At 69.2% G+C, this 22870-nt stretch carries 15 protein-coding genes and 2 pseudogenes; 9 read left to right on the forward strand and 8 right to left on the reverse strand.

Features of this window, described 5'->3' with window-relative positions; all coding sequences use genetic code 11:
• Nucleotides 1–22: 22 nt before the first annotated feature.
• Nucleotides 23–1006 (forward strand): GNAT family N-acetyltransferase, encoded by a 984-nt coding sequence (locus tag ACFXGI_RS32870; RefSeq protein ID WP_384714717.1) that lies wholly within the window; start codon nucleotides 23–25, stop codon nucleotides 1004–1006.
• A gap of 83 nt (nucleotides 1007–1089) precedes the next feature.
• On the opposite strand, the gene ACFXGI_RS32875 is transcribed toward ACFXGI_RS32870, so the two are convergent.
• Entirely contained in the window at nucleotides 1090–2229 is a 1140-nt protein-coding gene (locus ACFXGI_RS32875) for an amidase domain-containing protein (RefSeq protein ID WP_384714720.1), read from the reverse strand.
• A 264-nt stretch (nucleotides 2230–2493) separates the two neighbouring features.
• Here ACFXGI_RS32875 and ACFXGI_RS32880 point away from each other — a divergent pair, with 264 nt between their 5' ends.
• Nucleotides 2494–4623: a transglycosylase domain-containing protein gene (locus tag ACFXGI_RS32880; RefSeq protein ID WP_384714723.1), complete on the forward strand. Its 2130-nt coding sequence runs from the start codon at nucleotides 2494–2496 to the stop codon at nucleotides 4621–4623.
• A gap of 38 nt (nucleotides 4624–4661) precedes the next feature.
• On the opposite strand, the gene ACFXGI_RS32885 is transcribed toward ACFXGI_RS32880, so the two are convergent.
• The gene (locus tag ACFXGI_RS32885) at nucleotides 4662–5984 is read right to left on the reverse strand and encodes a hypothetical protein (RefSeq protein WP_384714726.1); all 1323 of its coding nucleotides are present in this window, start codon (nucleotides 5982–5984) and stop codon (nucleotides 4662–4664) included.
• A gap of 421 nt (nucleotides 5985–6405) precedes the next feature.
• Between ACFXGI_RS32885 and ACFXGI_RS32890 the strand changes: the two genes are divergently transcribed.
• Together ACFXGI_RS32890 and ACFXGI_RS32895 are read left to right on the forward strand one after the other, a co-directional pair.
• Nucleotides 6406–8028, forward strand: a complete 1623-nt coding sequence (locus ACFXGI_RS32890; RefSeq protein WP_384714729.1) for an MFS transporter — start codon at nucleotides 6406–6408, stop codon at nucleotides 8026–8028.
• Between the two features lie 170 nt (nucleotides 8029–8198).
• Nucleotides 8199–8843, forward strand: coding sequence for a GAP family protein (locus ACFXGI_RS32895; RefSeq protein WP_384714732.1), 645 nt, complete (start codon nucleotides 8199–8201; stop codon nucleotides 8841–8843).
• A gap of 14 nt (nucleotides 8844–8857) precedes the next feature.
• Here the strand turns inward: ACFXGI_RS32895 and ACFXGI_RS32900 are convergent, their stop codons facing one another.
• The 3 genes from ACFXGI_RS32900 to ACFXGI_RS32910 all read right to left on the reverse strand — a co-directional run bounded on the left by ACFXGI_RS32900 (nucleotide 8858) and on the right by ACFXGI_RS32910 (nucleotide 10727).
• Complete coding sequence (locus tag ACFXGI_RS32900; RefSeq protein ID WP_384714734.1) at nucleotides 8858–9160, reverse strand: hypothetical protein; 303 nt, start codon at nucleotides 9158–9160, stop codon at nucleotides 8858–8860.
• 149 nt (nucleotides 9161–9309) lie between these two features.
• Nucleotides 9310–9915: a GNAT family N-acetyltransferase gene (locus ACFXGI_RS32905; protein ID WP_384714737.1), complete on the reverse strand. Its 606-nt coding sequence runs from the start codon at nucleotides 9913–9915 to the stop codon at nucleotides 9310–9312.
• A complete protein-coding gene (locus ACFXGI_RS32910) occupies nucleotides 9912–10727 on the reverse strand; it encodes a ThiF family adenylyltransferase (protein WP_384714809.1) in 816 nt (271 codons plus the stop codon). Before ACFXGI_RS32910 ends, ACFXGI_RS32905 begins: the two co-directional genes overlap by 4 nt.
• Nucleotides 10728–11525: 798 nt before the next feature.
• Here ACFXGI_RS32910 and ACFXGI_RS32915 point away from each other — a divergent pair.
• The 3 genes from ACFXGI_RS32915 to ACFXGI_RS32925 all read left to right on the forward strand — a co-directional run bounded on the left by ACFXGI_RS32915 (nucleotide 11526) and on the right by ACFXGI_RS32925 (nucleotide 16205).
• On the forward strand, nucleotides 11526–14222 hold the full coding sequence (locus tag ACFXGI_RS32915; protein ID WP_384714740.1) for an ABC transporter substrate-binding protein: 2697 nt from the start codon (nucleotides 11526–11528) through the stop codon (nucleotides 14220–14222).
• 348 nt (nucleotides 14223–14570) lie between these two features.
• Nucleotides 14571–15680 (forward strand): alpha/beta fold hydrolase, encoded by a 1110-nt coding sequence (locus ACFXGI_RS32920; protein ID WP_384714743.1) that lies wholly within the window; start codon nucleotides 14571–14573, stop codon nucleotides 15678–15680.
• A 390-nt stretch (nucleotides 15681–16070) separates the two neighbouring features.
• A complete protein-coding gene (locus ACFXGI_RS32925; RefSeq protein ID WP_384714746.1) occupies nucleotides 16071–16205 on the forward strand; it encodes a hypothetical protein in 135 nt (44 codons plus the stop codon).
• 312 nt (nucleotides 16206–16517) lie between these two features.
• On the opposite strand, the gene ACFXGI_RS32930 is transcribed toward ACFXGI_RS32925, so the two are convergent.
• Nucleotides 16518–17342 carry a class I SAM-dependent methyltransferase gene (locus ACFXGI_RS32930; protein ID WP_384714749.1) on the reverse strand — a complete coding sequence of 275 codons (825 nt, stop codon included), beginning with the start codon at nucleotides 17340–17342 and terminating at the stop codon, nucleotides 16518–16520.
• A gap of 825 nt (nucleotides 17343–18167) precedes the next feature.
• On the opposite strand from ACFXGI_RS32930, the gene ACFXGI_RS32935 reads away from it, so the two are divergent.
• Nucleotides 18168–18644: a cupin domain-containing protein gene (locus tag ACFXGI_RS32935; protein ID WP_384714752.1), complete on the forward strand. Its 477-nt coding sequence runs from the start codon at nucleotides 18168–18170 to the stop codon at nucleotides 18642–18644.
• Nucleotides 18645–18898: 254 nt separating this feature from the next.
• Nucleotides 18899–19304 (forward strand): annotated as a pseudogene (locus tag ACFXGI_RS32940) (transposase); the annotation flags it as partial.
• 168 nt (nucleotides 19305–19472) lie between these two features.
• On the opposite strand, the gene ACFXGI_RS32945 reads toward ACFXGI_RS32940, so the two are convergent.
• Nucleotides 19473–20567, reverse strand: a complete 1095-nt coding sequence (locus ACFXGI_RS32945) for an esterase/lipase family protein (protein ID WP_384714755.1) — start codon at nucleotides 20565–20567, stop codon at nucleotides 19473–19475.
• 1190 nt (nucleotides 20568–21757) lie between these two features.
• Nucleotides 21758–22137, reverse strand: a pseudogene (locus tag ACFXGI_RS32950) (IS5/IS1182 family transposase); the annotation flags it as partial.
• Between the last annotated feature and the right edge of the window lie 733 nt (nucleotides 22138–22870).

The raw sequence follows: 22870 nt of genomic DNA on the forward strand, positions 1-22870 counted from the left end.
CGAAGTTCGAGACCATCCGTTCATGTTGGATGGCACGGCAGGGCAGGACCTTCCGGTCGGCTTCGGGTTCCGGCCGTATCGCGGCGACGAAGACCACGGCGTCATGGCCGCGGTGCGGCTGGGTTGCGCTGAACGGGACCGGGTCGATGTCCATTCGGTGGTGGAAGGGCTCCCGGCAGTGGCCGAGACAGCCGAAGCTTCTGCCAATTTGGAGGAGCCGTCCAAGAACCAGATCCTGGTGGTCCTCGACGGGAGCGTCGTCGGCTACTCGACGATCCGGTGGTGGCAAGAGCGGGACGATACGTGGCTGTACCTGCACCGCGGCCACCTCTTGCCCGACCATCGCGGCCAGGGCATCGGCTCAGCCATGTTGAGCTGGGCCGAAGAGCGGATCCGCCAGCTCGTCGAACAGCATGGAACGGCGCGGACGGCAGTGATCGGCGCGAACGCCTTGGCCTCCGAGCAGGATGCCACGGCGCTTCTGCTCGCCGCCGGCTACCGACGTGTCTTCAGCCTGGTCGAGCTGGAGCTGGGCGATCTGCAGCAGTTGCCCGAGCGGGGCAGCGAGCTGCCGGCCGGGATACGGACGGGGCCGATCGGGGCAAGCCACTACCGTGCAGCCTGGAGGACGGTCGTCGAATCGTATGCGGACAGCGGCTTCACTCAGAGGTGGCCTTTCCAGGACTTCGTCGACACCGCCGACCCGGCATGCTGGCGCGCTGCCTGGAACGGGCAGGACATGGTCGGCGTCGCCCTCTGCTCCATCCGCCGCCACGACCACACCGTGGGCGAGGTCGAAGAGCTGAGTATCCGGACGGACCAGCGGCGACTTGGAATCGGCCGGGCCCTGCTGCTGGACGGGCTGCGGAGCCTTCGCGAGCACGGTGCAACGACCGCCCGGCTCTTCACGGGCACGGCAAACCCGCACCGGTCCTACGACCTTTACGAGAGCGTGGAGTTCCGGCGGCAGAACGAGTACGTCCGTTACCGCAAGCCGCTTGCTTGACAGCTCGTCCCCAGGCCACCGGAAAACCGGCGGGCTGCTCCTGCCGCGGGGGTTCCGCGGCAGGAGCAGCCGAAGGGCACCCGTCAGGTGCGGTACGCGTAGTAGATCGCGTCCGGGTAGGACGCGATGATGCTCGCGAGCGACTTACGGTAGGTGTTGGTGGAGTGGTACGTGAGGTACGGCATTCCGGCGTTGCTGCGGTACGTCACCATCATGGAATGGTCCTTGGACCCGTCCCTGTTGAAGTCCACCTGCACGATGTCACCGACGTCCGTCTGGTAGACGTTGGCCAGGTTGGCGGCCCGCTTGTTCGACAGCGTGAACCAGGCCCACTCGTTCGCGCCGACCCAGGAGTCCGTCTGGCGGGTGCCGTCGTACGACCAGTTGCGGTAGTCCGTCGTCGAGCCCGGAACGGTCTTCCAGCCACCCGCCTTGAGCGCCTGGCTGATGAAGTTGGTGCAGTCGCCTCCCGCGCCGCTGAACTTGCGGTACGCCGGGTTGTAGCTGCTCCAGTACTTCTCCGCGTACTTCGCCATGGCCGCGTAGTCGTACGCACCGCCGGTCTTCACCTTGGGCTTCGCCGGGGCGGGGTACTTGGTGGACGCGGGCGTGCCGTCCGGATACTGATTGCCATCGTCCTTGGCGACGTTCTTCTTGGCCGCCACGGGCTCGTTGATCGCGACGGGGCCGTTGTCCTGGGACTTGATCGAGGTCAGCTCCCAGGCGCCGCCCCGCTTACTGGTGAGCGTCAGTTCGTAGCGCGTCCGGAAGTCGGTCGTGGCCGGCTCGTCCCCGCGCAGTTTCTTGTAGGTGAGCGTGGTGTCCTCGGACACCTCGACGGTCGCCTTCCCGCCGGTGACCGTGGCCCGGTCCACGGCGACGTGGGTGGTGGCACCCGTGTAGGCCTCGCCGAGCGCCGCCAGGCGCGTCTTGCGGGACTGCAGCGACGATATCGCTGCGTCCTCGTCCTTCTTCAGCTGGGCCGACATGCGCGTCTTCGCGGAGGACGGGCCGGAGCTGCGGTGTCCCGGCTGCTCCTCGACCAGAGCCTGGGTGCGCTGGGAGAGCACGTCGTCGGCTATGCGGGCGAAGGCGTCGACGGTCGCGCGGTCGGCTGCTTCGGGCCCGGAACCCGCACTCGCGGAGTAGGCGAACAGCGTCGCGGACGACAGGGTCACGGTCAAGGCTGCGCCGACGGCAAGCCTGAACCTCTTTGGTATCACTGCATTTCCCCTTGTCACCCGGTCCACACGGACCGGGGGACGGAATCTTCGCACAACCAGGCGGTTCCTTCGTCTCCTTCGGCGTCTTCCGCTTCGTCGACGGTCACCTGACAGGAGACGCATCGAGCGCAGGGCGACCTGCCTCCAGTTGTCACCTTCCGCCACGGGCGCCGTACCTCGCGGCCGGAAGCCGATGCCACCACACCGACCTCACAGCAAGTGCCTTTAGGGTATGCAGGAAAGCACAGCAAGGGGGCATTCCTAGTGGGCAGGCAGGATACGTCCGCAAGATGGCGATCGTGGGGCAGGCGGACGGCTCCGGAGGGCAGTGGCGGAGCCCCGTCGGGCCGCCGGGGGAAGACCGGGACGCGCCGTCGGCCCCGGGCGGCGGCCGGCCGGCCGGCCGCCCTCGCGCCGGCCGCCGCTGCGGCGCGCACACAACTGCGGCGCCTGAGACCTGTCTTCCCGAGGCCGGGCCGCAGTGGCTGGCGCCGCTGGATACCCTCCTGGCGCCAGTGGCTGGGTGCCTGTCTGTACGCGTTCGCAGTCCTGGCGGGGTTCATCACGTACGCCTACGCGACCACGGACATACCCGAAGACCTCAACTCGTTCGCCACGCAGCAGGACAACGTCTACTACTGGGCCGACGGCTCCACGATGGCCCGGACGGGCTGGGTCAGCCGGCAGGAGATGCCGCTGGACAAGGTGCCTCCCCAGGTCCAGGGAGCCGTTCTCTCAGCCGAGAACGCGAGCTTCTACTCGGATCCCGGCGTGTCACCGGCCGGCGTCCTGCGCGCCCTGGGTGCCGCGGCGACGGGGGGCGAGACCCAGGGCGGGTCCACCATCACGCAGCAGTACGTGAAGAACGCCTACCTGAACCAGGACCGCACACTTTCCCGGAAGTTCACGGAGCTCCTGCTCGCCGTGAAGCTGGACAACCAGAGGGACAAGAAGCAGATCCTCCAGGACTACCTCAACACCAGCTGGTTCGGGCGCGGGACATACGGGATCCAACGCGCGTCCCAGGCGTACTTCGGCAAGGACGTCTCGCAGCTCAATGCCAGCGAGGGCGCCTTCCTGGCCTCCCTCCTCAAGGGCGCCGGGCTGTACGACCCGGCCGTCGGCAAGGAGAACCACGCGCGGGCCGTCGAACGCTGGGCCTGGATCCTGGACCGCATGGTCGAGACCGGCCGGCTCTCGCGCGCCGAGCGCGCCACCTACACCACATTCCCCGAGCCCTTGGGGGCCGCCCTCCCCGGCACTCCTGGCGCGCAGACCGGATATCTGGTCGAGCTGGCGAAGGCCTACGCGATCAAGGCGGGCCACATCACGGACTCCGACTTCGACCTCGGCGGCTACCAGATCTACACGACGTTCGACCAGGCCCGCATGACGGCCCTGACCTCTGCCGTCCAAAAGGCGCAGAAGGACTTCGACGCCGAGCGTCGTCCCGACACGGACAAACACGCGAAGATCGGCGCGGCGAGCGTCTCCACCGACGGGCGGCTGCTCGCCGTGTACGGCGGCCCCGACTATCTGAAGCAGGGCTTCAACGAGTCGAACGCGACGACGATCCCGGTCGGCACGGCGTTCACACCGATCGTCTACGCCGCCGCGCTCGACGAAGGGGTGCTGCGCTCACGCGGCAAGACCCGTACGCCCGTCTCCCCCTCCACCACATACAACGGCGACGACCAGGTCACCGTGCAGACGCCCGAGGGGCCGTACTGGGACCGCAGCGGCAAGGTGGTCAAGGGCCGCAACGACGACGGTCGCAACTGGGGCCAGGTGACGTTGCGCCAAGCCGTCGCCAACTCCGTCAACACTCCCATGCTGCAACTCGGTCTCGACGTGGGCCTCGACGGGGTGCAGTCGTTCGCCCAGCGCGCGGGCCTGCTCGGATCGAGCCTCGGGCCACGGATTCCCACGTTCGCGCTCGGGGAGAACTCGATGCCCAGTGCGATCCGCATGGCCGGCGCCTACGAGACCTTCGCGGCCGACGGCATGCACACCGACCCCTACTCGGTGCGCTCGGCCAGCCGCAACGGCGCTGCCGTCCCGCTCGACATGCCGCAGCCGACCCGGGCCGTGACGGCCAAGACCGCCCAGGCGGTGACGGACGCCTTGCGGGACGCGGTCACCGAGGGGTCGGCGAAGACGGCGGGCAAGGCGCACGCCGGGGCGGCGGGCAAGACCGGAACGACGGCCGCGAAGACGGCGGGCTGGTTCGTTGCGAGCACCGAGCAGGAGTCCACGGCCGTGGTGGTCTACCGGATGTCGCTGACCGACCTGGTTCCGCTGCCGCTGACGGGACTGGGCGGCGACGCCCCGGGCACGCCCGGCAGCGAGCGGGCGGTGCGTCTGTGGAGCGACTACATCAAGGCGGTGAAGTAGGCCGGGCAGCGCACGCTGCCCGGCCCCGGGCTTTTCGTCTACTTGATGAGCGAAGCCCAGTCCGGTGCCTGCGCGGGGTCGAGCCCGCGCAGTTGGGCCAGGACCTTCGGGTCCTGCGCGTCGAGCCAGTCCGCCAGCTCCCGGAACGACACGCAGCGGACGTCCTGGCGCGGGCAGACGTCCTTCATCACGTCCTCGACGGCCTTCATGTAGATGCCGCCGTTCCAGTCCTCGAAGTGGTTGCCGACGAACATGGGCGCCCGACTGCCGTTGTAGACGCGGTTGAAGCCGTTCAGGTAGGAGGACCGGGTCTGCGCCTGCCACGCTGCGAACTTCGCCGGGTCGCCCTGTGTGCTGTCGCCCGACTGGTTGAAGAGGAAGTTGAAGTCCATGGAGAGGACCTGCACCTCCTTGCCCTGCAGTGGTACGAGCTGCAGGGGAAAGTTCCAGATGCCGTCCAGCTTGGACGGCCACAGCTGGAAGTCTCCCGCGGAACTCGCGTCGTAGCGCCAGCCGTACGGCTTGATCGCGGTCAGGAGGTTCTTCTGCCCCTCCAGGCAGGGCGCCCGGCCTCCGACCACTTCCCGGTCCGGGTCGAAGGGCAGCGGCGCCTCCTTGGTGAAACCGGTGTTGGTCTTCCAGTTCTTGACGAACGAATACGTCTGGTCGATCTCGCTCTTCCATTCGGCGGGACTCCAGTCCCCGCCGCCCTTTGGCCCGCAGAAGTGCCCGTTGAAGTGCGAACCGATCTCGTCGCCGTCGCCCCAGGCGCCGCGCAGCTGCTCCAGCGTGCCCTTCACGTGCGGGACGGTCGGGTAGGAGATGGCGGCCGAACCCTGGTTGTGCTGCGGCGGCCGGTAGAGCGCCTTCTTGCCTTCCGGCAGCAGGTAGATGCCCGTGAGGAAGAAGGTCATGTGAGCCTTGTTCTCGCGGGCGACCTGGCGGAAGTGAGAGAAGAGGTGGTCGTCGCCCTCCAGCGCGCCGTCCCAGGAGAACACCACGAACTGCGGCGGCTTCTCCCCGGGTTTCAGCCGCTCGGGCTTGAGCTGTCCCGGCTGTGGCCCGGTGTAGGAGGTGGAGCCGTCTCCCAACACCTTGACCTTGCCGTCCCAGGCCTCCTCGGCCTTCTTCGCAGCGGCGGCCCCGTCGGCCGCACCACCCGGATCCCCGAGCTTCGCATCGTGCTGGGCGGCCCCCTCGGGACCGCTCCTCGTGAAGGCGAACGCGGCGGCGGTGGCCCCGGCCATGGCGATCACGGCGACGCCCAGGCCCAGGCGTCTGCGGTTCTGCGCCTTCCTCCGCGCTTTGCGGGTACTACGGGACTCCGTCCGGGCAGCCGGAGCGGTGTCGGTATCGGCCATCGCAGTCGTCCCCCTGAGATCCCCGCAGCCGGGCCGCGTATGGATGGTTCGTATGAATATAGAACTTGTCGGCACTCATCCCACACACCGGACTCCTCAACCCGTCGCTTCACAGCCAACTCACAGCCCCACGCAGGGGCCCCGTCCCCGAGGCGGGCCCCGGCGTGGGGCTGTCGTCGCCTTCGGGACAATGCCTGCCAGCCGATGGGCGCTGTTGGCGCGTTCTGGTCTGCTCGACCGCGGACACAAGGACCGGGCCGTGACACCGGTCGACAACCGCTGCGGTCCGAAAACCTCGGCGGACACCGGCGTGGCGGCGGACCGCGTCGGCGACGGTGGGCGTGTCATCCCAATGGGGCGATGCGCGGCACCGTGGATCAGGCAAGACTCTCGCCAAGCCCAACTTCGCCCCGGAGGTTCCATGTCGAAAAGCGGGGCGCCTCGCATCGATGTTCCGCGTGAGGCCCCGGCGCGGGAGTCGCTCGTTCTGGCATCCCTGATCATCGTTGCCGCGGTGGCCAACTTGAACCTGTCGGTGGCCAACGTGGCGCTGCCCGCGATCGGGAAGGCCTTCGACTCCTCCCAGACCACGCTGAACCTGGTCGCCGTGGGGTACTCCCTCGGCCTGGCCGCATCGGTGCTCTATCTGGGTGCGGTCGGTGACCGTCACGGGCGCAAGCTGCTGCTCCTCCTCGGCATCGCTCTGTCCGTCCCCGCCTGCCTGCTCGCCGCGTACGCGCCGAACGACTCCGTCCTCGTGATGGCCCGGATCCTCGGCGGGCTCTCGGCCGGCATGGCCTATCCGACCACCCTGGCGCTGATCACCGCGCTGTGGGCGGGGCCGGGGCGGACGAAGGCGATCGCGCTGTGGTCGGCCCTGGGCGGAGGCATCTCCATGCTCGGGCCGGTGATCGCGGGCGCGCTGCTCGAACGCTTCTACTGGGGGTCGGTGTTCCTGGTCACCCTGCCCCTCGCCGTGGTCGCGCTGGTCATGGCCCTGCTGTTCGTCCCCGCGCACGCCAACGAGTCGGCCGAACCGGTGGACAACCTCGGCGGCATCCTGTCCGTCCTCCTGATCGCGGGACTGGTGCTGGCGATCAATTTCGCCGCCGTCCCCGGCCAGGCGGCACTGGTAGTCGGCCTCGCCGTGATCGCCCTGGCTGCCGGAGCGGCGTTCTTCTGGCGTCAGCGCCGGGCTCCCAACCCGTTGTACGACCTCCACGTCGCCGCCCGGCGCACGTTCTGGGTCGCCGCATGCGCGGGAATCATCGTGTACGGCGCCATGATGGGGTCGGCGTTCATCAGCCAGCAGTACCTGCAGAACGTGCTCGAGTACAACCCCGTCGAAGCCGGCGCCGCCATCCTCCCCCTCGTCGTGATGATGGTGCTCGTGGCACCGCGGTCCGCGAAGCTGGTCGAGACACGCGGCGCCCGCACGACCCTGCTGATCGGTTACGCGTTCCTCTTCCTGGCCTTCGGCTGGATGCTGCTGTTCTGGGGCGAGGACAGCCGCTACTGGCAGATCGGCTTCGCCTACGTGCTGATCGGTATCGGCGCCGGCTTCGCCGGGACGCCCGCGTCCCACTCGCTGACCGGATCGGTGCCCGTACGACGGGCCGGCATGGCCTCGGGCACCGCCGACCTGCAACGGGACCTCGGCGGGGCCATCATGCAGTCCATCATGGGCCTGCTCCTCACCGCCGGCTACGCCTCGGCCTTCAGCGCGGCGATCGCCGCTTCCCCCGAGAGCAAGGACGTGTCGGACCAGGTCCAGAGCGAGCTGACGAAGTCGTTCGCCTCCGCCGGGCAGGTCGCCCAGCAGCACCCCCAGTACGCCGATCAGATCATCGCGGCAGCACGCCAGTCGTTCCTCCACGGCGACGACTGGGCGTACACCGTCGGCCTGGCCGCGATCGCCCTGGGTGCGCTGCTGATCTTCTTCATGTTCCCGCACCGGGACGCCGAGCGGGAACTTCTACGGCGCTACTACGCCGAGGACTCCGCCTCCGCCGCCACCGAGAGCCCGAGCGGACCGGGAGCCTGAGAGCTCGGCCGGCCAACCGGTCGCCGACGTGTCGTGCGTGGCCTGCTTGACGAGCCGGGCCGCCACCTGCAGAGTCGGGATGCAGCACCGCAGCGCCGCCCGACTCTGTTGACCGGTCCCGCCCATCCGCACGTGGCAGACGGCCCTGACACCCAGGAGCGGCTGATCCTATGGTCCTCGACCTGGTGGTGATCGGTATGGCCGTCACCTTGGGGCCCTTGCACAACAGCGCCTTCATCCTGCTTCTCTCCTCACGGCGCGGCGTCCGCCTGGGCCTGGCGTTCCTGTTGTCGTGGCTGGCCGATCTGGTCGCGGTCATCGCCTGCGTGATGCTGCTGACCGGCGGACAGCCCCCGGCCCGTCACAGCGCGCCCTCGACCGCCGTGATCGCTGGGAAACTCGCCATCGGCGTGGCTCTGGTGCTGTACGGCGTCCACCGGCACCGCCGACCGCCCCGCCCGCACGGCCCACCTCGCTGGACCGCCCGGATCGACAACGCCTCCCCGGTCACCGCAGCCGGCCTGGCATGGCTGCTGCAACCCTGGGCACTGGTCGGCGCCGGCGCCGCGACCGCCATCGACGCGAACCTCTCCACCCCCACCGACTGGCTCGCACTCACGGGCTACTGCCTGCTGGCCACGCTCAGCCTCATCGTCATGGAGATGTACGCGCTCCGGGCGCCCGCGGCTGCGGACGCCCGGCTGAACGCCCTGCGGAGCTGGCTGGAGCAGCACCAGGAGCAGCTGATCGTCACGCTCTCCCTGCTCGTCGGCCTGTGGCTGACGGCCCGGAGCATTTACGAGCTGGTCGCCTGATGCCGGACGTGGCGCTACCGGATGGACAGGCTCATGCCGGGGGCAGGGTGCAGGAGCTGCCCCGGCAGGATGGAGCCCGTCACCTGTCCGTCGCAGTGGGGCCCCGACCACACGTAGGCGGTCCCGTTCGTGAAGTTGGCGACCTCCGACGGCACGAAGTCGCCCAACGGGTAGCAGCCGGACGGGTCGTGGATCGGTGCCCGATCGATGAACAGCACCCCGTCCGCCGCCTGTGCCGTACCCGGCGCCGCCAGCGCCAGCGTCAGCGCCGCCGCGCACGCTCCCAGTACCCGCGCCACGCGTCGTGTCTCGCGCATCCCGGCCCACCTGCCTCATCCGTCTTGCCGCAACCCATTTCGTCGCCGAGGGTAGCGCAACGCTACTCAACGTGAGGCGATGTGCGGGGGTGAAAGAAGGGGCGCATGAAATGCCAGGAACATCCGACTCTCCCTCGGCCCCTACGGGATCAGGAGGTACGGGGCCCGGGCCCGGCGTCCAGGATGGCCACTTCGGCCTCCGTGGCCTGGCGTTTCCATTCAGGGGCGAGCGCGGCGTAGGTGGTGACGTCGTGCCAGCAGTCTTGGGTGCGGAAGAGCTGGCGCAGGGTGGCCTCACGGCGCAGGCCGGCGGCGTGCATCACGTCTGCCATGCGGTGGTGGTCGCTGCGGTGGCCGGCCCAGATGCGGTGCAGCCCGAGGTGGCCGAACCCGTAGGCCATGAGCAGTCGGCCCGCTTCGTGTCCGTGGCCTGCCGTGGGGGCGCCGGGGAGCAGCACCAGGCTGGTGAGCATGGCGTTGTTTCCGTAGCCCTCGACGAGCAGGCCCATCGTGCCGGTGAGGGTGTCGTCGTCGAGGCAGGACACGGCGAGGGTGTACCGGTGCCGCGGGTGCGCGTGCGGCTGGTTGAGGCTCCGGGCGAACGTGTCGTGCGCCTCGCTCTCGTCCATGCGGTCGATACCGAGGTAGCGGGTGAGCAGGCGGTGAGTGAGGATGCGCGTGAACGGCTCGTGGTCCGAAGGCCGTAGTTCGCGCAGCTTGAGGCGTCTGCCGCGGAGTTCGGGTACGCGCGTCACGGGGCGGTTCCAGGTCGTGCGCCCTCGGGCTGCGCCGCCATGCCGACCGACGCGGAGCCGGACCGGGCGGGGACGAGGACGTCGAGGTCGACGGAGTAGCGCCCGGAGGGGACCGGTTCGTCCAGGAGGATGCGGCGGGCGGTGTCCGTGGCGAGGGCCGCACCGAGCATCACGCCGCTGGCGAGTTGGGGCCAGCCGGACAGCGTCCGGCCGATCCTGGGCAGGGCATCGGCCATCGCAGGGCTCAAGCGCTGCTCGTCGACCATGCGCAGCAGGAGGCGGATCGTTCCGGCGCGGTCGAGCTCGCGCAGTTCCTCCGACGTCGTGTCACCGATGAGACCGTGGAAGAGTGGCCGGCCGGGTTCGGTGTCGAACCGCTCCACGTCGAGCAGCCCGCGGTCGTTCGTGTCCATGAGGACCGGAACCCCCAGGCGACGGGCATGCTCGCGGGCGGCCACCTTCACCCACGGTGTGTCGCACTCCTCGATCAGAAGGTCCAGACCGCCGCGCTCGACGGCGAAGAAGTCTCCGATGGAGTCCTCGGTGAGGCCGCCGCGGTGGAGCTCGATGTCGAGGTATGGGTCGAGCTCGTACATGCGCCGGGCGCACAGCACGGTCTTCTCCAGCCCCAGTTCGTGGACACCTGCGCGCAGCCGGTTCAGGTTCGACAGACTCAGCCGGTCGAAGTCGGCGAGCCGGAAGGAGCCGCCCACACCCTCCATCGCGCAGGTCAGCGCGGCGCTGCTGCCCACCGACAACCCGACGACACCGATCCGGCGCCCGAACAGGGACTGCTGCTGTGCACGAGTGATCTTGTCGCGGTTGCGGTCGCTGCGCCCAGCGCCGAGTCCCGTACGGCGGCCAGAGCGCCGGCGTGATCAGGCAGGGCCGGGTCGAGCAGGAGGGGACGAAACGATTCACTGGCTTGCTGGGGCGAGGGCAGCACGAACTGCCCCGGGCCCGCGCCGGGGGAAGGGAAGAAGGTCACGCCAGGACGCCAGCCAAACCCGCGATCTTGAGACCGTGCACCTCACCCGTGGGGGCGCACTCGAATTGATCTTCGATCAGAATGCGCCCGGAGTGCGCCCCAGTGCGCCCTGACCGCCGGGCCCGGCATCCCGGTCCCGGACGACCCCCGAGTCTCCGCCACCGCGGCGAAGTCGCCGCGCCGGACGGTGGCATCGCGCAGCGTGGCGACGACGGTGTCGGACCGGGGGGCGGCGGCGATGTGGATGCGCAGCTGCCACTTTTCGCGGGGTTCCTCTGTCGGCCCAGGCCTGGTGGATGTCCGCCCGTTCCTGGAGGGCCGCCTTGCGCCCGGCGTGGGTTCGGACCGGCCCTGGTCCTGGTCCTGTTCCTCGTCCCGGCTCCGATCCCGGCCCTGGCCAGGGCCGGCCGCGCTGCGCCCGGCGCACGGGCAACCCGCGCATTCCCCGGCGGACCGGCAGAGCGTCCCGCTAATGTGGCGGAACTCACTGCCGCTGGGGGGCGGGTGGTCGGTCGCGACCGCTCGGGGGTGTGATGGCATCCGGCCGAGCTCTGCCGTGCAGCGGTGTATCCGGAAGACGGCTGGCTTCGCGGCCTGGCGTCCTGATGCGCAGAGGAGCAGCGTGCAACGGCCGCTTCCGCAGGGGATCGAATACCTGATCGAGCAGTTCGACACGTTCGCGGCGAACCGGAGTGCGAGCCGTCGGTTACCCGTGATGCTGCTGAAACGGGATCCCGCTCCGCCGGGGACCATCCAGGCATCCACCGGTCGCACGGTCATCCTGGGCTACCGGGAACGCCTGTGCGAGGAGGATCTCGACCGAGCGGTCGACCTCGTCCCGCACGCCCTGATCGAGGACGGCGACGCCGCTCCGCGTGACGCCCTGCCCGGCGAGGTGCCCGGCGCCGTGGATGACCGGCACATCGCCCTGCTGGACGCCATCGTCGAGCAGCTGGAGGGCACGATGCCCCTCGGCGCCGGCGAACTGCGACTGCCGCGGTTCCACACCTGCCGCGCCGCCCTGGACGTGCCGGTCGGCGCCGGGTCCGCGGCAGCCAAGCGACGCCGACTGCGCGACGAGCTCTACACCCAACTCATGCTCCGGCGGCCCCTCCTGGGGACCATGGCACGGCTGGCCGGTGCCACCGGGGACAACTTCCTGGTCAACATCTGGCTCTCCCTCTTCCAACTCCTGGTCGTCGGACTGCCCCGGCGTGTCTACGGCCTGTGGCTCAGCAGACGCCGAAGCCTGCGCTGGGTCGGCTCACGGCGCCCCCAGGGCGCGAACTTCCTCCGCATGGCGCTGACGATCACCCCGTCCGGCAGCGCCCGCAGCAACCACGCTCTGATCCAGCGGATGCTGCTCATGGCCCTGCTGAACGACCTGTCCAGGGCGGCCGCCCCGTCCCGGCTGTGGATCTACCGGGTCCGCCGGCGCTGGCCCTTCGTCCTGCTCCTCCCCGAGGTCGGCGAGGAGGGCACCCCCGTCCGCCAGTTGCTCGACACCTACGCGGACATCGTCCGCACCGAGCCGCCCGCGCCCCTGATGGTCCTCGGGGCGCTGAAGGGTGAGCCGCCCTCGTACGCCCAGACCGTGCCGGCCGACCTCCGCAGCGTGACCGGTCTCGCCGACCGCGTCCACAGCCTGTACACCCGGGGCGCCTCATCGGCCGTGTACGTCGTCCCGCTGTCAGCGAGCGACGACGACGGGCCGGCCGATCGGTGGGTGGGGACCAATCCGACGGTCACCGTACGGGCGAACGGCCGGGGGGACTACGCCCGGGCCGTGGCGACCCCGATGGTGGTGCTCGCCCTCGTCGCCGGAGGACTGTACTTCGTCGAGCGCGACACCGAACTGCCGCCGTCATGCCACAAGGTGAGCACCGGAGAGATCGTCGGGGTCACCGACGGCCGCGAATGCCATCTGGGCGTCCCTGGCCGGGACGACGAACTGTTCGCCCTGGAAGCCGTCGCGGCACAGCAGAACCACGACGCCATGACCAGCGGGCGTCCGTACCGGACGGTGGTGTTCTTCGCCCCGCTCACCGCCGAGCCGGGAGACTCCACCCCGGTCAGCATCCAGAGCCTGCGCGGCGCGCTCGCGGCCCAGAACCAGGTCAACGGCCGCGAGGGCGACATCGTCCAGATACGCCTGCTGATCGCCAACGCTGGAAAATACTTCGCCTACGGATCCCAGAACGGCCGGGAACCCGACGTCGCCAAGGAGATCATCGACCGGAAGGACCGGGACAAGATCGCTGCCGTGGTGGGCATCACCCAGAGCCGCCCGTCCTCGTTCGCTGCGGTCGCGGAGATCTCGGCCGCGAGCATTCCCGTGATCGGCAATTCCGTCACGGGCAGCAGAATGGTGGACGAACGGGCCCCCTCCTACTACTTCCAGGTGTCTCCCTCGAACGACCGCATCGCCGAGGTGATGGCCGAGTTCGCCGCGTACTCCGAGCAGATCGGTGAGCTGACGACGGGCAAGGACGGCGGCCGGACGGCCGTGATGGTCTACGACCCCGACGACGAGTTCTTCAGCTCCGACCTCCAGCGCAAGTTCACCGAGCACTACAAGGGCGGCAAGGTGGTCACCGTCCCCTACTACGAGAACCGCAACGGACAGATCGTCTCGGAAGTGGCGCGGGACGTTTGCGCCGAGATCCGAACCTCCGGTGGATTCATCCTGTACGCGGGCCGCTCGGGCGAGATGCCGGAACTCTTCGACGCCCTCCAGGCAAGCGCGGACTGCCGGAAGGCGGACGGTAAACCGGTCGCCGTGTTCTCGGAGAGCACAGCCGCGAAATACATGCAGGATCCGCAGGACATGCTAAAGGAACACTCCGTGCTGAAGCCCTTCTACGTGATGCTCAACAACTCCACCGGCACGGAGAGCCCCGACAGCCCGTACTCCGAATTCACCGTGCGCTTTCGCAGCGTATTCAAGGACGGCTCGGTGCCGGAGGGAAACGCGGCAGGGGCCTACGACGCGCTCCGGGTGGCCTCCGAAGTCATCAACTCCGTCTACGCGCAGTACAAGACGCCGCAGAACAGCAGTGCGCCGTTCCAGCCGACGGACGTGTACGCACGGCTGTCGAACCCGGGCGTCCAGAACTTCTCGGGCGCCTCGGGCCTCCTGTCGCTCGACAGCCACCACAAGTACCCGCCGAGCAAGGCCGTCTACGTCCTGGAGTCGCACATGGACAAGAGCGTGACGACACTGATGGCGTGCGGCCTGCTGCCCGACCAGCCACCGGGCCTGAACAACCCCGCCACCTGGGGCCGCCCCGGCAAGACGCGCCCCTGCCCCTCGGCTTAGGGGGGTGGGCAGCGGCGGGATCACCGGCAGGTGCTGGAAGGCATCGTGCCCGGGCGCCGCCGAGTGCGGCCCGATCATTGGATCCGGCAGGAACGCCCGGCGGAGACCGGCAAGCTCCTGCCGGACTGGCCGACCTGCCTGTCTGCCTGCCCGAGGCCCCGGGAACCGGAAGGGCTTCGCCCGCCCACCCAGGGGGTAGGGGACGCGAACGCCAGTGCGACGGGGGCCGCGACGCGGAGGACGGGGTGATGGGGTGCGGTTACGGACAGCAGTGCGGGCGTCGGCGGGGCCTCGGGGCGCGGGATGACGGCTCCGGGCCCGGCCCCGGCCACGAGCATGGTGACCCGGGTGCGTGCGGCCCTGGCCGGAGTCGGGGGCGTGCTGGGGATCCTGATCGGGATCTACGCGGACGAGGCCCGCGCCGTGCTCGCCTGGGTCGGGGCGCATGCCGTCGCACCGGCCGGTGTCGCGCTCCTCGCCTCGGGCGTCGGTTTCGGCCTCGGGTGGTGGGGCGGCAGGGCGGGTTCGGGCGGTCGGGACGCGGGGTCGGCGGTGGTCGAGGGTTCCTTCGAGATCAGTGCCGACGACTTCGATGTGGACCTGCCGGCGGACCACATGGTCTTTGGCCGCCGGCTGCGCTACCTGGAGAGGGCCACGGCTTCGCGTGATCTGGTGGTCCTGCTGCACGGTCTGGGCACGGACGCCTCTGAGTTCCGCCCGTACATGGCCTCGGCCCGGCCCCACACCGTCGCGTTGACGACGTTCGGTCACCATCCGGAGGAGGCGCGGGACGCGCGCTACCGGCCGATCGGCCTGGCCACGCACACCGAGTTGATCGCGGGCGCCATCAGAGCCCTCTCCCGGCGCCACCCGGGCAAGCGGCTCGTGCTCGTGGGGTTCTCGTACGGGGCCGACACGGTGCTGCGCCTGGCCGAGCGGTGGGCCGAGCGACCGGAGCAACGGCCTGCGTTCGCAGGCGTGTTGCTGTTGGACCCGAACATGAACCGGTCCACTCTCCCCGTCACCCGGGCCCTGGCCGGGTTGGACCTTTCCGATCCGGCGGCGGCGTTGCGCGGGATCGTGGCGGGGACCCGGGACCTGGACGCCTTCGCGAACTTCTGCGATTACCTGCACCGGATCGCCGGGAAGGACCTGGCGCAGGTGTGCCGGTACGCGGGCGAGGTGTGGGAGGACGCGGAGGAGGTGGGGTCCTACGAGCGGTTCGTGCGCAGGTGCGAGCGGCTGCGGTCGGTGTGCGGGGGACCGGTGCGGATCCATTTCTCCACGCGTTTCGAGACGCATTTCAACGATCTGGTCGCGCATGCGCGGCGACATGGCGTGCGGGGTGTCTTCGACCTGCGGCGGATCGATCACTTCGTGCTGTGCGCGGAGCCGGCGCTGCGGCCCCAGGTGGAGGCGCTGGTGGCGGGTTCGCCAGCCCCCGCTCCCGAGGGATGAGCGTGGGGCGGGCCGAGCGGACCGGGCGGGCTCAGAGCCTGTCGGGTGGCTGTGTCCGGAAGCTGGACAGGGCCGCCGTGTTCACGGCCGTCGTGGACGGGGCCGGTCGTCGGCGCCCCGCCCGGGGTCCCGGGCGCAGCCGGTGCGGTCATCGACGGTGTGGGTGCGGGAACCTCGATCTGGGGCGGGTTGGCGCCGGCTCCATATGACATTCCTTGGCATCGCCGGTTCCGTCGTCCTGGTGTCGGCCGAGCACCAGGACGACATCCCGCGCGGTGTCCCCGCGCCAGGTGCGGGGTGACCGGCGGATGCGGTCACGGGGAGTACTGGAACGGTGGTCGGAGGGGGTGCGCACGTGAGAGAACCTGCACAAGGCGACGAGGTCGATGCATGAGCACCTTCAAGGACAAGGTGCGCGACCTCGTGAAGGAGACCCGTCTCTCCGGCAACGCACTGGGCAGGAAGATCAGGCTCCCGCCGGGGGAGCGGGCGAGCCGGATCGTGTTGCCCAAGCGGATTGACTGACCGTCAACGGACCCCGTGGAACGGGGTCACGCACGCCCGTGAGGCGGTGCGATCTCTCGCTTTGGCGACAGTGGTGTCAGAGACGCTCAGGTCGCCTACGGACGTGAAAGCGAGAGATCGCACCCAACGCACCTGAACGGGCCGGCGATGCGGGCCATACCCTGGTCGAACATCGCCTGCGGGCGGGTGGTGTCTGCACTCCGGCCCGCGGCCATCACAGCATCTTTCAGGAGTCCACACGACTCCTGATGATCACGCGGTGGCTGCTCGCGTTGTCGGCAGGGGTCACCACTGCATCGGAGGGTCCCCGGCTCACCGCACCCGGGCGAGGAAGAGGTCGTCGAGGTGGTGCATGCCGATGCCGCCGCCGTGTGCGTCCAGGACCTGGGCCGTCTCTGTCAGGACCCGCTCGCGCCGGTCGGCGGGCAGGACGCGATAGGTCGAGAGCGAGGCCAGCAATCCCAGGTAGCGGTCGGTGTCGTAGTACTGGTCCTGCCGGTACCGGACGGCGCGCAGGTCGGTGAACCGGCCGTCGCGGCGGCACTCGGCCTCCGGCCAGCCGTCCGGCCCGAGCGAGCTTCCGGGGACCTCGTCGTAGGAGGACGCCAGCTCGCTGTGCGGCGTGTTGGTCATCCCATGACGGCCGTCGACCTCGGCCAGTGCGGTCTGCAACTCTGCATCAAGGACCCCGTGCGGGTTCCAGAACAGTGCCACCGCACCGCCGGGCGCGAGGACGTCGTGGACCAGGTCCCAGCGCCGATCCGGGGCCACCCAGTGCCAGGACGAGGCGGCGAGGAGAAGCCCGAAGCGTCGCCCGCCCGGCTGCCAGCCCTCGAAGCCGCCGACCTCGACGTGGACCCCGGGATAACGCGCCGTGTTGCGGCGCAGGACCTCGGCCATACGCGGGTCGGGCTCAACACACACGAGTGGAGTGCCCACCTCGGCGAACGGCACCGTGGCCTTTCCGGTACCCGCGCCGATCTCCACCGCCGCACGGTCACCCAGAGCCGCGTACGCCAGCACCTCCTCGACCAGCGCGTTCGAGTACCCCGGCCGGGCTGCGTCGTAGAGCTCAGCCACCTCGCCGAACACCTGACTGCGCGCCATGTCGACCTGTCCCTCTGCGATCACGCGCATCCCCTCGACTCCCCAATCGACAAGCGGTCACCCTACCGGCGAAGTCGGCACCGAAGCCCACCGCCCGCAATTCGGCCACGACCACTGGCCAAGGCCCACGGCGTACTTGTGGCCGGGTTGCCGGTGGCAGTTTGGGCACGCCGGTGGTGGTGTTGGGGGTTACTGCTTCAAGGTGCCCCACCACCATTGGGCGGGGATCGTGGGGGCTGGGTTCGTGGGTCGGAGGGGTGGGGGCCATTCGATTTTCAGGCGTGGGAATACGTGGATGGGGGCTGCCTGTGGTCGTTGACGACGGTGTAGCGGGGGACGGAGGTGTACCAGACGAGCTGGCTTCGTACGTACTGCTGCAGCAGGGAACGCAGGTATGTCTTGAGGGCTTCGCTGCCGGTGCGGCCGATCTGTTTCGTAGGGCCAGGACGAGCACCATGACCCGGCCCCGGAGCCGCACGATCTTCGATGGCCGAGTCCTGCACCGCCTGACCCGTACGGCTGTGCTGCGCCGAGCCGGTGAGGCCCCGTCGGGGCGGGTCTGGTGATGCAGCGTGGGCCTCTCCTTGCCTGTGGAGGGACTCCCACTTCAGCTTCTGGCGCGTCATCTCCGCCGTCGCGTCGGCGCCTGGCCGACAAGACTGTCATCGACTGCACAAACCGGTCGACTGCACGGCCGGACGACGGCGGACTGCGGCAACAGGTCGCGGCCTTTTGCGCCGTGGCGGCTCGCGTGTTCGTGGCCAGAAGAGCCTAGGGCTCTGAGAGTGTTGACGTGGGCTGGAGCAAGACCGCAACCGTGTACCGCGTACCGCCTTTGCCGACCGGGAGAGAAGTGTGACCATCAAGGACATCGGGCCGGAACCTCAAAGCTTCGACCTTGAGAAGGCGACGCTTGAGAACACGCACTATCGCGCGGTCGCCTGGTCTGGGAAGTACCTTCAGTTGACCCTCATGTCGATCCCGGTGGGTGAGGACATCGGCTTGGAGGCGCACCCGGAGACTGACCAGTTCCTACGACTCGACGCAGGCCGGGGCCGCGTCCAAATGGGCCGCACGAAGGATCGACTCGACTTCGACCGGGAGGTCGAGGATGGCTGGGCGATCTTCGTGCCCGCCGGCACATGGCACAACGTCACCAACATCGGTGAGGAGACCCTGCAGCTCTACGCCGTATACGCACCGGTCCACCACGCGCCGGGCAAGATCCATGCGACAGCCGCCGACGCGGAGCGCGACGAGGCCTCAGGCAACGACGAGCCGCCAAGCTGGTCGGTCCAGCCTGTCCAGCAGCCATCGGACGAGCACGCCTGACACCGGCGAGGGCCTATCGCGACGGTAGTTCCCGGTTCCGAGGCGAGCCGAGAGCGGGGGGTCCCGTTCCGGCAGCACCACCGCTGCACCCGCTCCAAGGAGATCGGCGTCGACGACCCGGACCGGCGCCGCGCCCGATACCCCGAAGCGGTCGGCCGCTGACGGCCACGCACGATGCCGGGCACGTCCCTCCGCGCGAGGGGCTTGCCCGGCGCGGCCCGCCGTCCGACCTGGGGATGGACGGGTCCTGAAGTTCTGGCATGGCGTGCTGGCGGCGGCTGGCCGCGTGGAATGAGGCCGGTGTGCGGGACCGGCTCCATGCTGTCCTGCTGACGAGACTGCGGTCGGCGAAGCAGATGGACTGGTCGAGGGCTGTGATCGACTCCAGTAACGTCAGGGCTGCCCGGCGGGGCCAAAGCGGACCCAGCCCGGTCGACCGAGCACATCCGGGTAGCAAGCGCCATGTCTGCGTCGACGGACAGGGCATCCCGCTCGCTGTGTCGCTGGCCGGCGGAAACCGCAACGACAGCACTCAGCTGTTGTCCCTGATCGCGAAAGTCCCCTCCGCTGCCGGCCGACCGCGGCTACGACCACGACATGTACCGCCGACATGTCTGGGCCCAGGGCGTCAAACCGGTGATCGCCCGCCCAGGCGTCCCGATCACCTGTGCAGGAACCTCTCCCGGCCCGTCCGGATCAGCCGGGAGGCTCTGCGTTGGCTGCTGCCCCGCCGCGTGGCTCTGACGGCGGACGGCCGGCTCGGTGACCGGATCCCGGGTCCCCTCGGTCGTGCCAGGGCCGGGAGCCGGTCATCGTCGTGGCAGTGGGTTATTCGCCCTGGAGCTTGGCCAGGATCCACGCGCCGAGCTCCTCGGTCATCACTGTGTGTCCCTCGTTGTCACCGGCGCACATGAAGGCGTCGAGTTCGCTGTCGGCAGGGTCGATCTTGCTGTAAAGCGTGTCGTGGTCGTCGATGTCCCCGGCCGCCACCGCGCTGACGCTCGGGACGAACGTGCTCGTGTTGTAGGTGAGTTCGGCCGGCTGGCCTTCGAGGAGTCCGGCCAGGAAGGCGGCGGTTCCGAAGTTTCCGGGGTGGCCCGGGAGGTTGTGCGCTTCGGGGAACAGGCCGCCGGGAGCGCCGTCGATGTCGGGCAGGCCGCTGGTGGTGATCCGGATCTCGGTGGCTCCGGCCTTCTTCAGGACGGCGACGAGCTGTTCTCCCGTGTTCTGCGTGTCCAGATAGGTGCCCGTCAGCTCCTGACCGGTGGTGCGCATCGCCGTCACGCCGGCCGGGATGTTGTTTCCGGCGCCGGTGCCCGCCCCGTTTCCGACACCGAGCCGGCGTACGCCCTCGGGCCAGCCGCCGACCCGTTCGAGTTCGGCGAGGAAGTCGATGCGCGCCCGGTCCTGGCCGGCCTCGGCCTCGACGGTATCGATGTGCCAGCGCAGCAGTTCGCGGGCGGCCGGGCTGTTGACCAGCACGGAGAAGCTGCCGAGGAGTTCGCCGAACCCCGGGATCGACCCCCAGTTGTCCTTCACCCAGTGCGCGAATGCCTGTACCGCGATGGGCAGCCAGGCGCCGCGGTGAGGGGTGTCGTAGGAGAGGTAGGTCGAGGTCTCGGGGTCGTCACCCTCGTGCTGCATCTTCGCGAGCGCGTAGCGCGTGACCAGCCCGCCCATGCTGAAGCCGCCGACCGTCAGCTTGGCGGTTCCTTCGCGGTCGTCGATCGCCTTCTTGATGCACTGGATCGCCACGTCGGCGTTGTCGATGATCGACGCGGACCGCTCGTCGAAGCCGAGGAGAACCAGGTCGAAGCCGGCCTCGCGCAGCGAGGAGACGAAGGGGTACTCGCCGTTCTCCAGGGCGTTCCACAGGGCGTCGGGATCGCTCTTCCCGGCGGAGAAGCCGTCGGAGAGGATCACCGGCTTCCTGACCCGGCTCTGACTCGGCGTGCTGTAGAATACCCAGGCGGTTCCCCCTTCGAGTGGCCACGTGGTGTCCCACGCGGAAGTCCTCGGGTAGGCGGGCTGAGCGCCAGGCATGGCGTTGTCCCAGATGCTCACAACAGGCATGGACATGAATCCAGTTCCTCCCTCTCGTGGTGCGGCCGGGCTGCGCCACCCGTGAGGCCGCTGCTTTCGAGGCGAAAGCGGAACCCATGATTGCGAGGCTCAGGTCCCGCTACCAGCGGATCCACACCACGTCACTCTTTCGACCAGAAGCCCTTTCTGCGCAGGTCACAGGGCTGACAGGGAAGAAACGATGATGCGGTCCCGAGGCCCGGGAGCATTCGGCCGGGCGCGAAGTACGGCTGAGAGACGGCTTCGAGCGCCCCCCGGCATTACGGGCATACCGTGATATTGGTCAGCCGTGTGCGTCGACCAGAAGGAGGTGGCGGCGGAGCGCATAGCGGTCAGTGAGCGGGTGCGTGCGAGGGGTCGTGAGCAATTCCCTGACCGGCCGTCATGTCTCGGGGAAGTGCCGATGGCCCACGATCAGGTGACGGGACGCCAACGAAGCGGTCACCGGCGCCCTGGCCCGTTCCGGGCTGTTCGCTCTCGGCTGGTACGACGCGGCGGGCCGGCCTGCGCGGCCGGCCGGACGGTACCGCTGCGTCGGGAGGCGTCCCGAGAGGTCGGCGAGTGCCTTGTTGCGGCCGACCCCGGGTGTCCCTTCAAGGGTGTGCGGCTCGCGGCGTCGATCGGGCCGTTGACCTGGGTGTTTCCGGTACCGGCTGAGGTTCCGGCGGATTCTCCTGGACGTGCCCCGGTTTTTGGACGTCGTTTCTTTTGGCGGCTCGTGTGGCACGACGAGCAGGCCGGGTAGCTCCGATGTTCGACTGGTTCTGTGCCCCCGGATGCATTGCCGTTTGGCGGGAATTACGTGGCTTGCAACGATCTCGGTCCGATCGTCAAGAGGTTCATGACCGACAGCGGACCGGGGTTCATCTCCTGGGCGGACCTGGACGATGTGCAGAGCCGCTCGGAGGGGACCCGCACCGATCCGGAGGACGCGCCCCTCGCTGTGTCTGGGCCAGCAGCGTAGGAGTCTCACGCTGACCCGTTCTGCACGCCCACACGGACAGGCCGGCGGTGGCGGATGAGGCCCCACGGAGCCATCGGCGCAGGTGGTTGTAGTCGTACCCCTCGTTCGCGTGCAGTTTCTCCGGCCGTCGGCGTCGCGGCCCGCGGCGTAAGCGGATGGGCGGGATTCCGCACACGAGCGGCTCCAGGCTCTGACTGTCGTGCATGTTCGCGCCAGAGATACCAAGGGACAGCGGCAGCCCGTTCCGGTCCGTGATCAGATGGATCGTCGATCCCAACGTGCCGAGGTCAGTCGGAATCGGTCCCGTCAGAGGCCCCCCTTTGCTGCCCGCAGGCCCACCGAATCGATCGCGCAGCGCGACCAGTCCAACTGGCCTCCGGCGCCGAGTTCGTCCAGGACTACTCGGTGCAGCCTCGTCCAGACCCGAGCCCGGCTCCACAGGGTGAATCACCTCGGTCGGTGGCACGACCCGCCGGAACAAAACCCATAACTCGTCCGGCCCAACCGCTCAACGAGATCCGCCATGCCCGGTTCAACGAGCGATCACACCACAAGAAACGACGCCTTGATGTCGGCGAGCCGCACGCACGCCCCAGCCGTCACAAGCAGGGCGTCAAGCCCAGACGGAGCATCAGTCAAGCACTGTAAGTACGGCCGCTCATGCGCGACTTGTGGGGCGCCTCCTACCTTCGCGAGGGTGACTACAAATTCCACGGGGCAGTCGCACACGTCCGGCCGTGGTCTGGAACGGAAGGGATGGCCAAGGCGGTCTCAGTCACTTGCTCACCTGACAGCAGGCAGGCTCGACGACGATCCTGAGGGGTTGAACGACAAGCTGAGCGGCTCGGGAGCAGCCGTCTTCAGTGGCCGGCACCAAGCCCCGGCGTACGCAACAGGCGGCTCCGCTTCCTCGGTCCGCTGCGACGCCGGGGTGAGAACGCGGAAGGCCGCGGTTGGGGTGGCTGGTGTCAGCCTTGGGCGTCAACTCCCGCCCCCGCATGTCACGCGGGATGGCGAACGCTGTGCTTCTGATGCCCGGCGGTGGCTGGGCGTGGCTATGGTCGGTTCAGTCCGCGTCGATAGGGCGTGCGCGGGCGAGGCCCGGTGACCAGAGCGCTCTGGCGGCAGTAACACCGGGCCGCCCAACTACCCCACGGACCAAGGTCCGGTGTACGAATGC

This window comes from Streptomyces sp. NPDC059355 (genome assembly GCF_042752335.1).
Lineage (GTDB): Bacteria > Actinomycetota > Actinomycetes > Streptomycetales > Streptomycetaceae > Streptomyces.

Coding starts and splice junctions, on each gene's coding strand:
- ACFXGI_RS32930 (WP_384714749.1), bottom strand. CDS start 17,342: ATGCGCGTGATCGCAGAGGGACAGGTCGACATGGCGCGCAGTCAGGTG.
- ACFXGI_RS32890 (WP_384714729.1), top strand. CDS start 6,406: ATGTCGAAAAGCGGGGCGCCTCGCATCGATGTTCCGCGTGAGGCCCCG.
- ACFXGI_RS32925 (WP_384714746.1), top strand. CDS start 16,071: ATGAGCACCTTCAAGGACAAGGTGCGCGACCTCGTGAAGGAGACCCGT.
- ACFXGI_RS32900 (WP_384714734.1), bottom strand. CDS start 9,160: ATGCGCGAGACACGACGCGTGGCGCGGGTACTGGGAGCGTGCGCGGCG.
- ACFXGI_RS32895 (WP_384714732.1), top strand. CDS start 8,199: ATGGTCCTCGACCTGGTGGTGATCGGTATGGCCGTCACCTTGGGGCCC.
- ACFXGI_RS32885 (WP_384714726.1), bottom strand. CDS start 5,984: ATGGCCGATACCGACACCGCTCCGGCTGCCCGGACGGAGTCCCGTAGT.
- ACFXGI_RS32870 (WP_384714717.1), top strand. CDS start 23: ATGTTGGATGGCACGGCAGGGCAGGACCTTCCGGTCGGCTTCGGGTTC.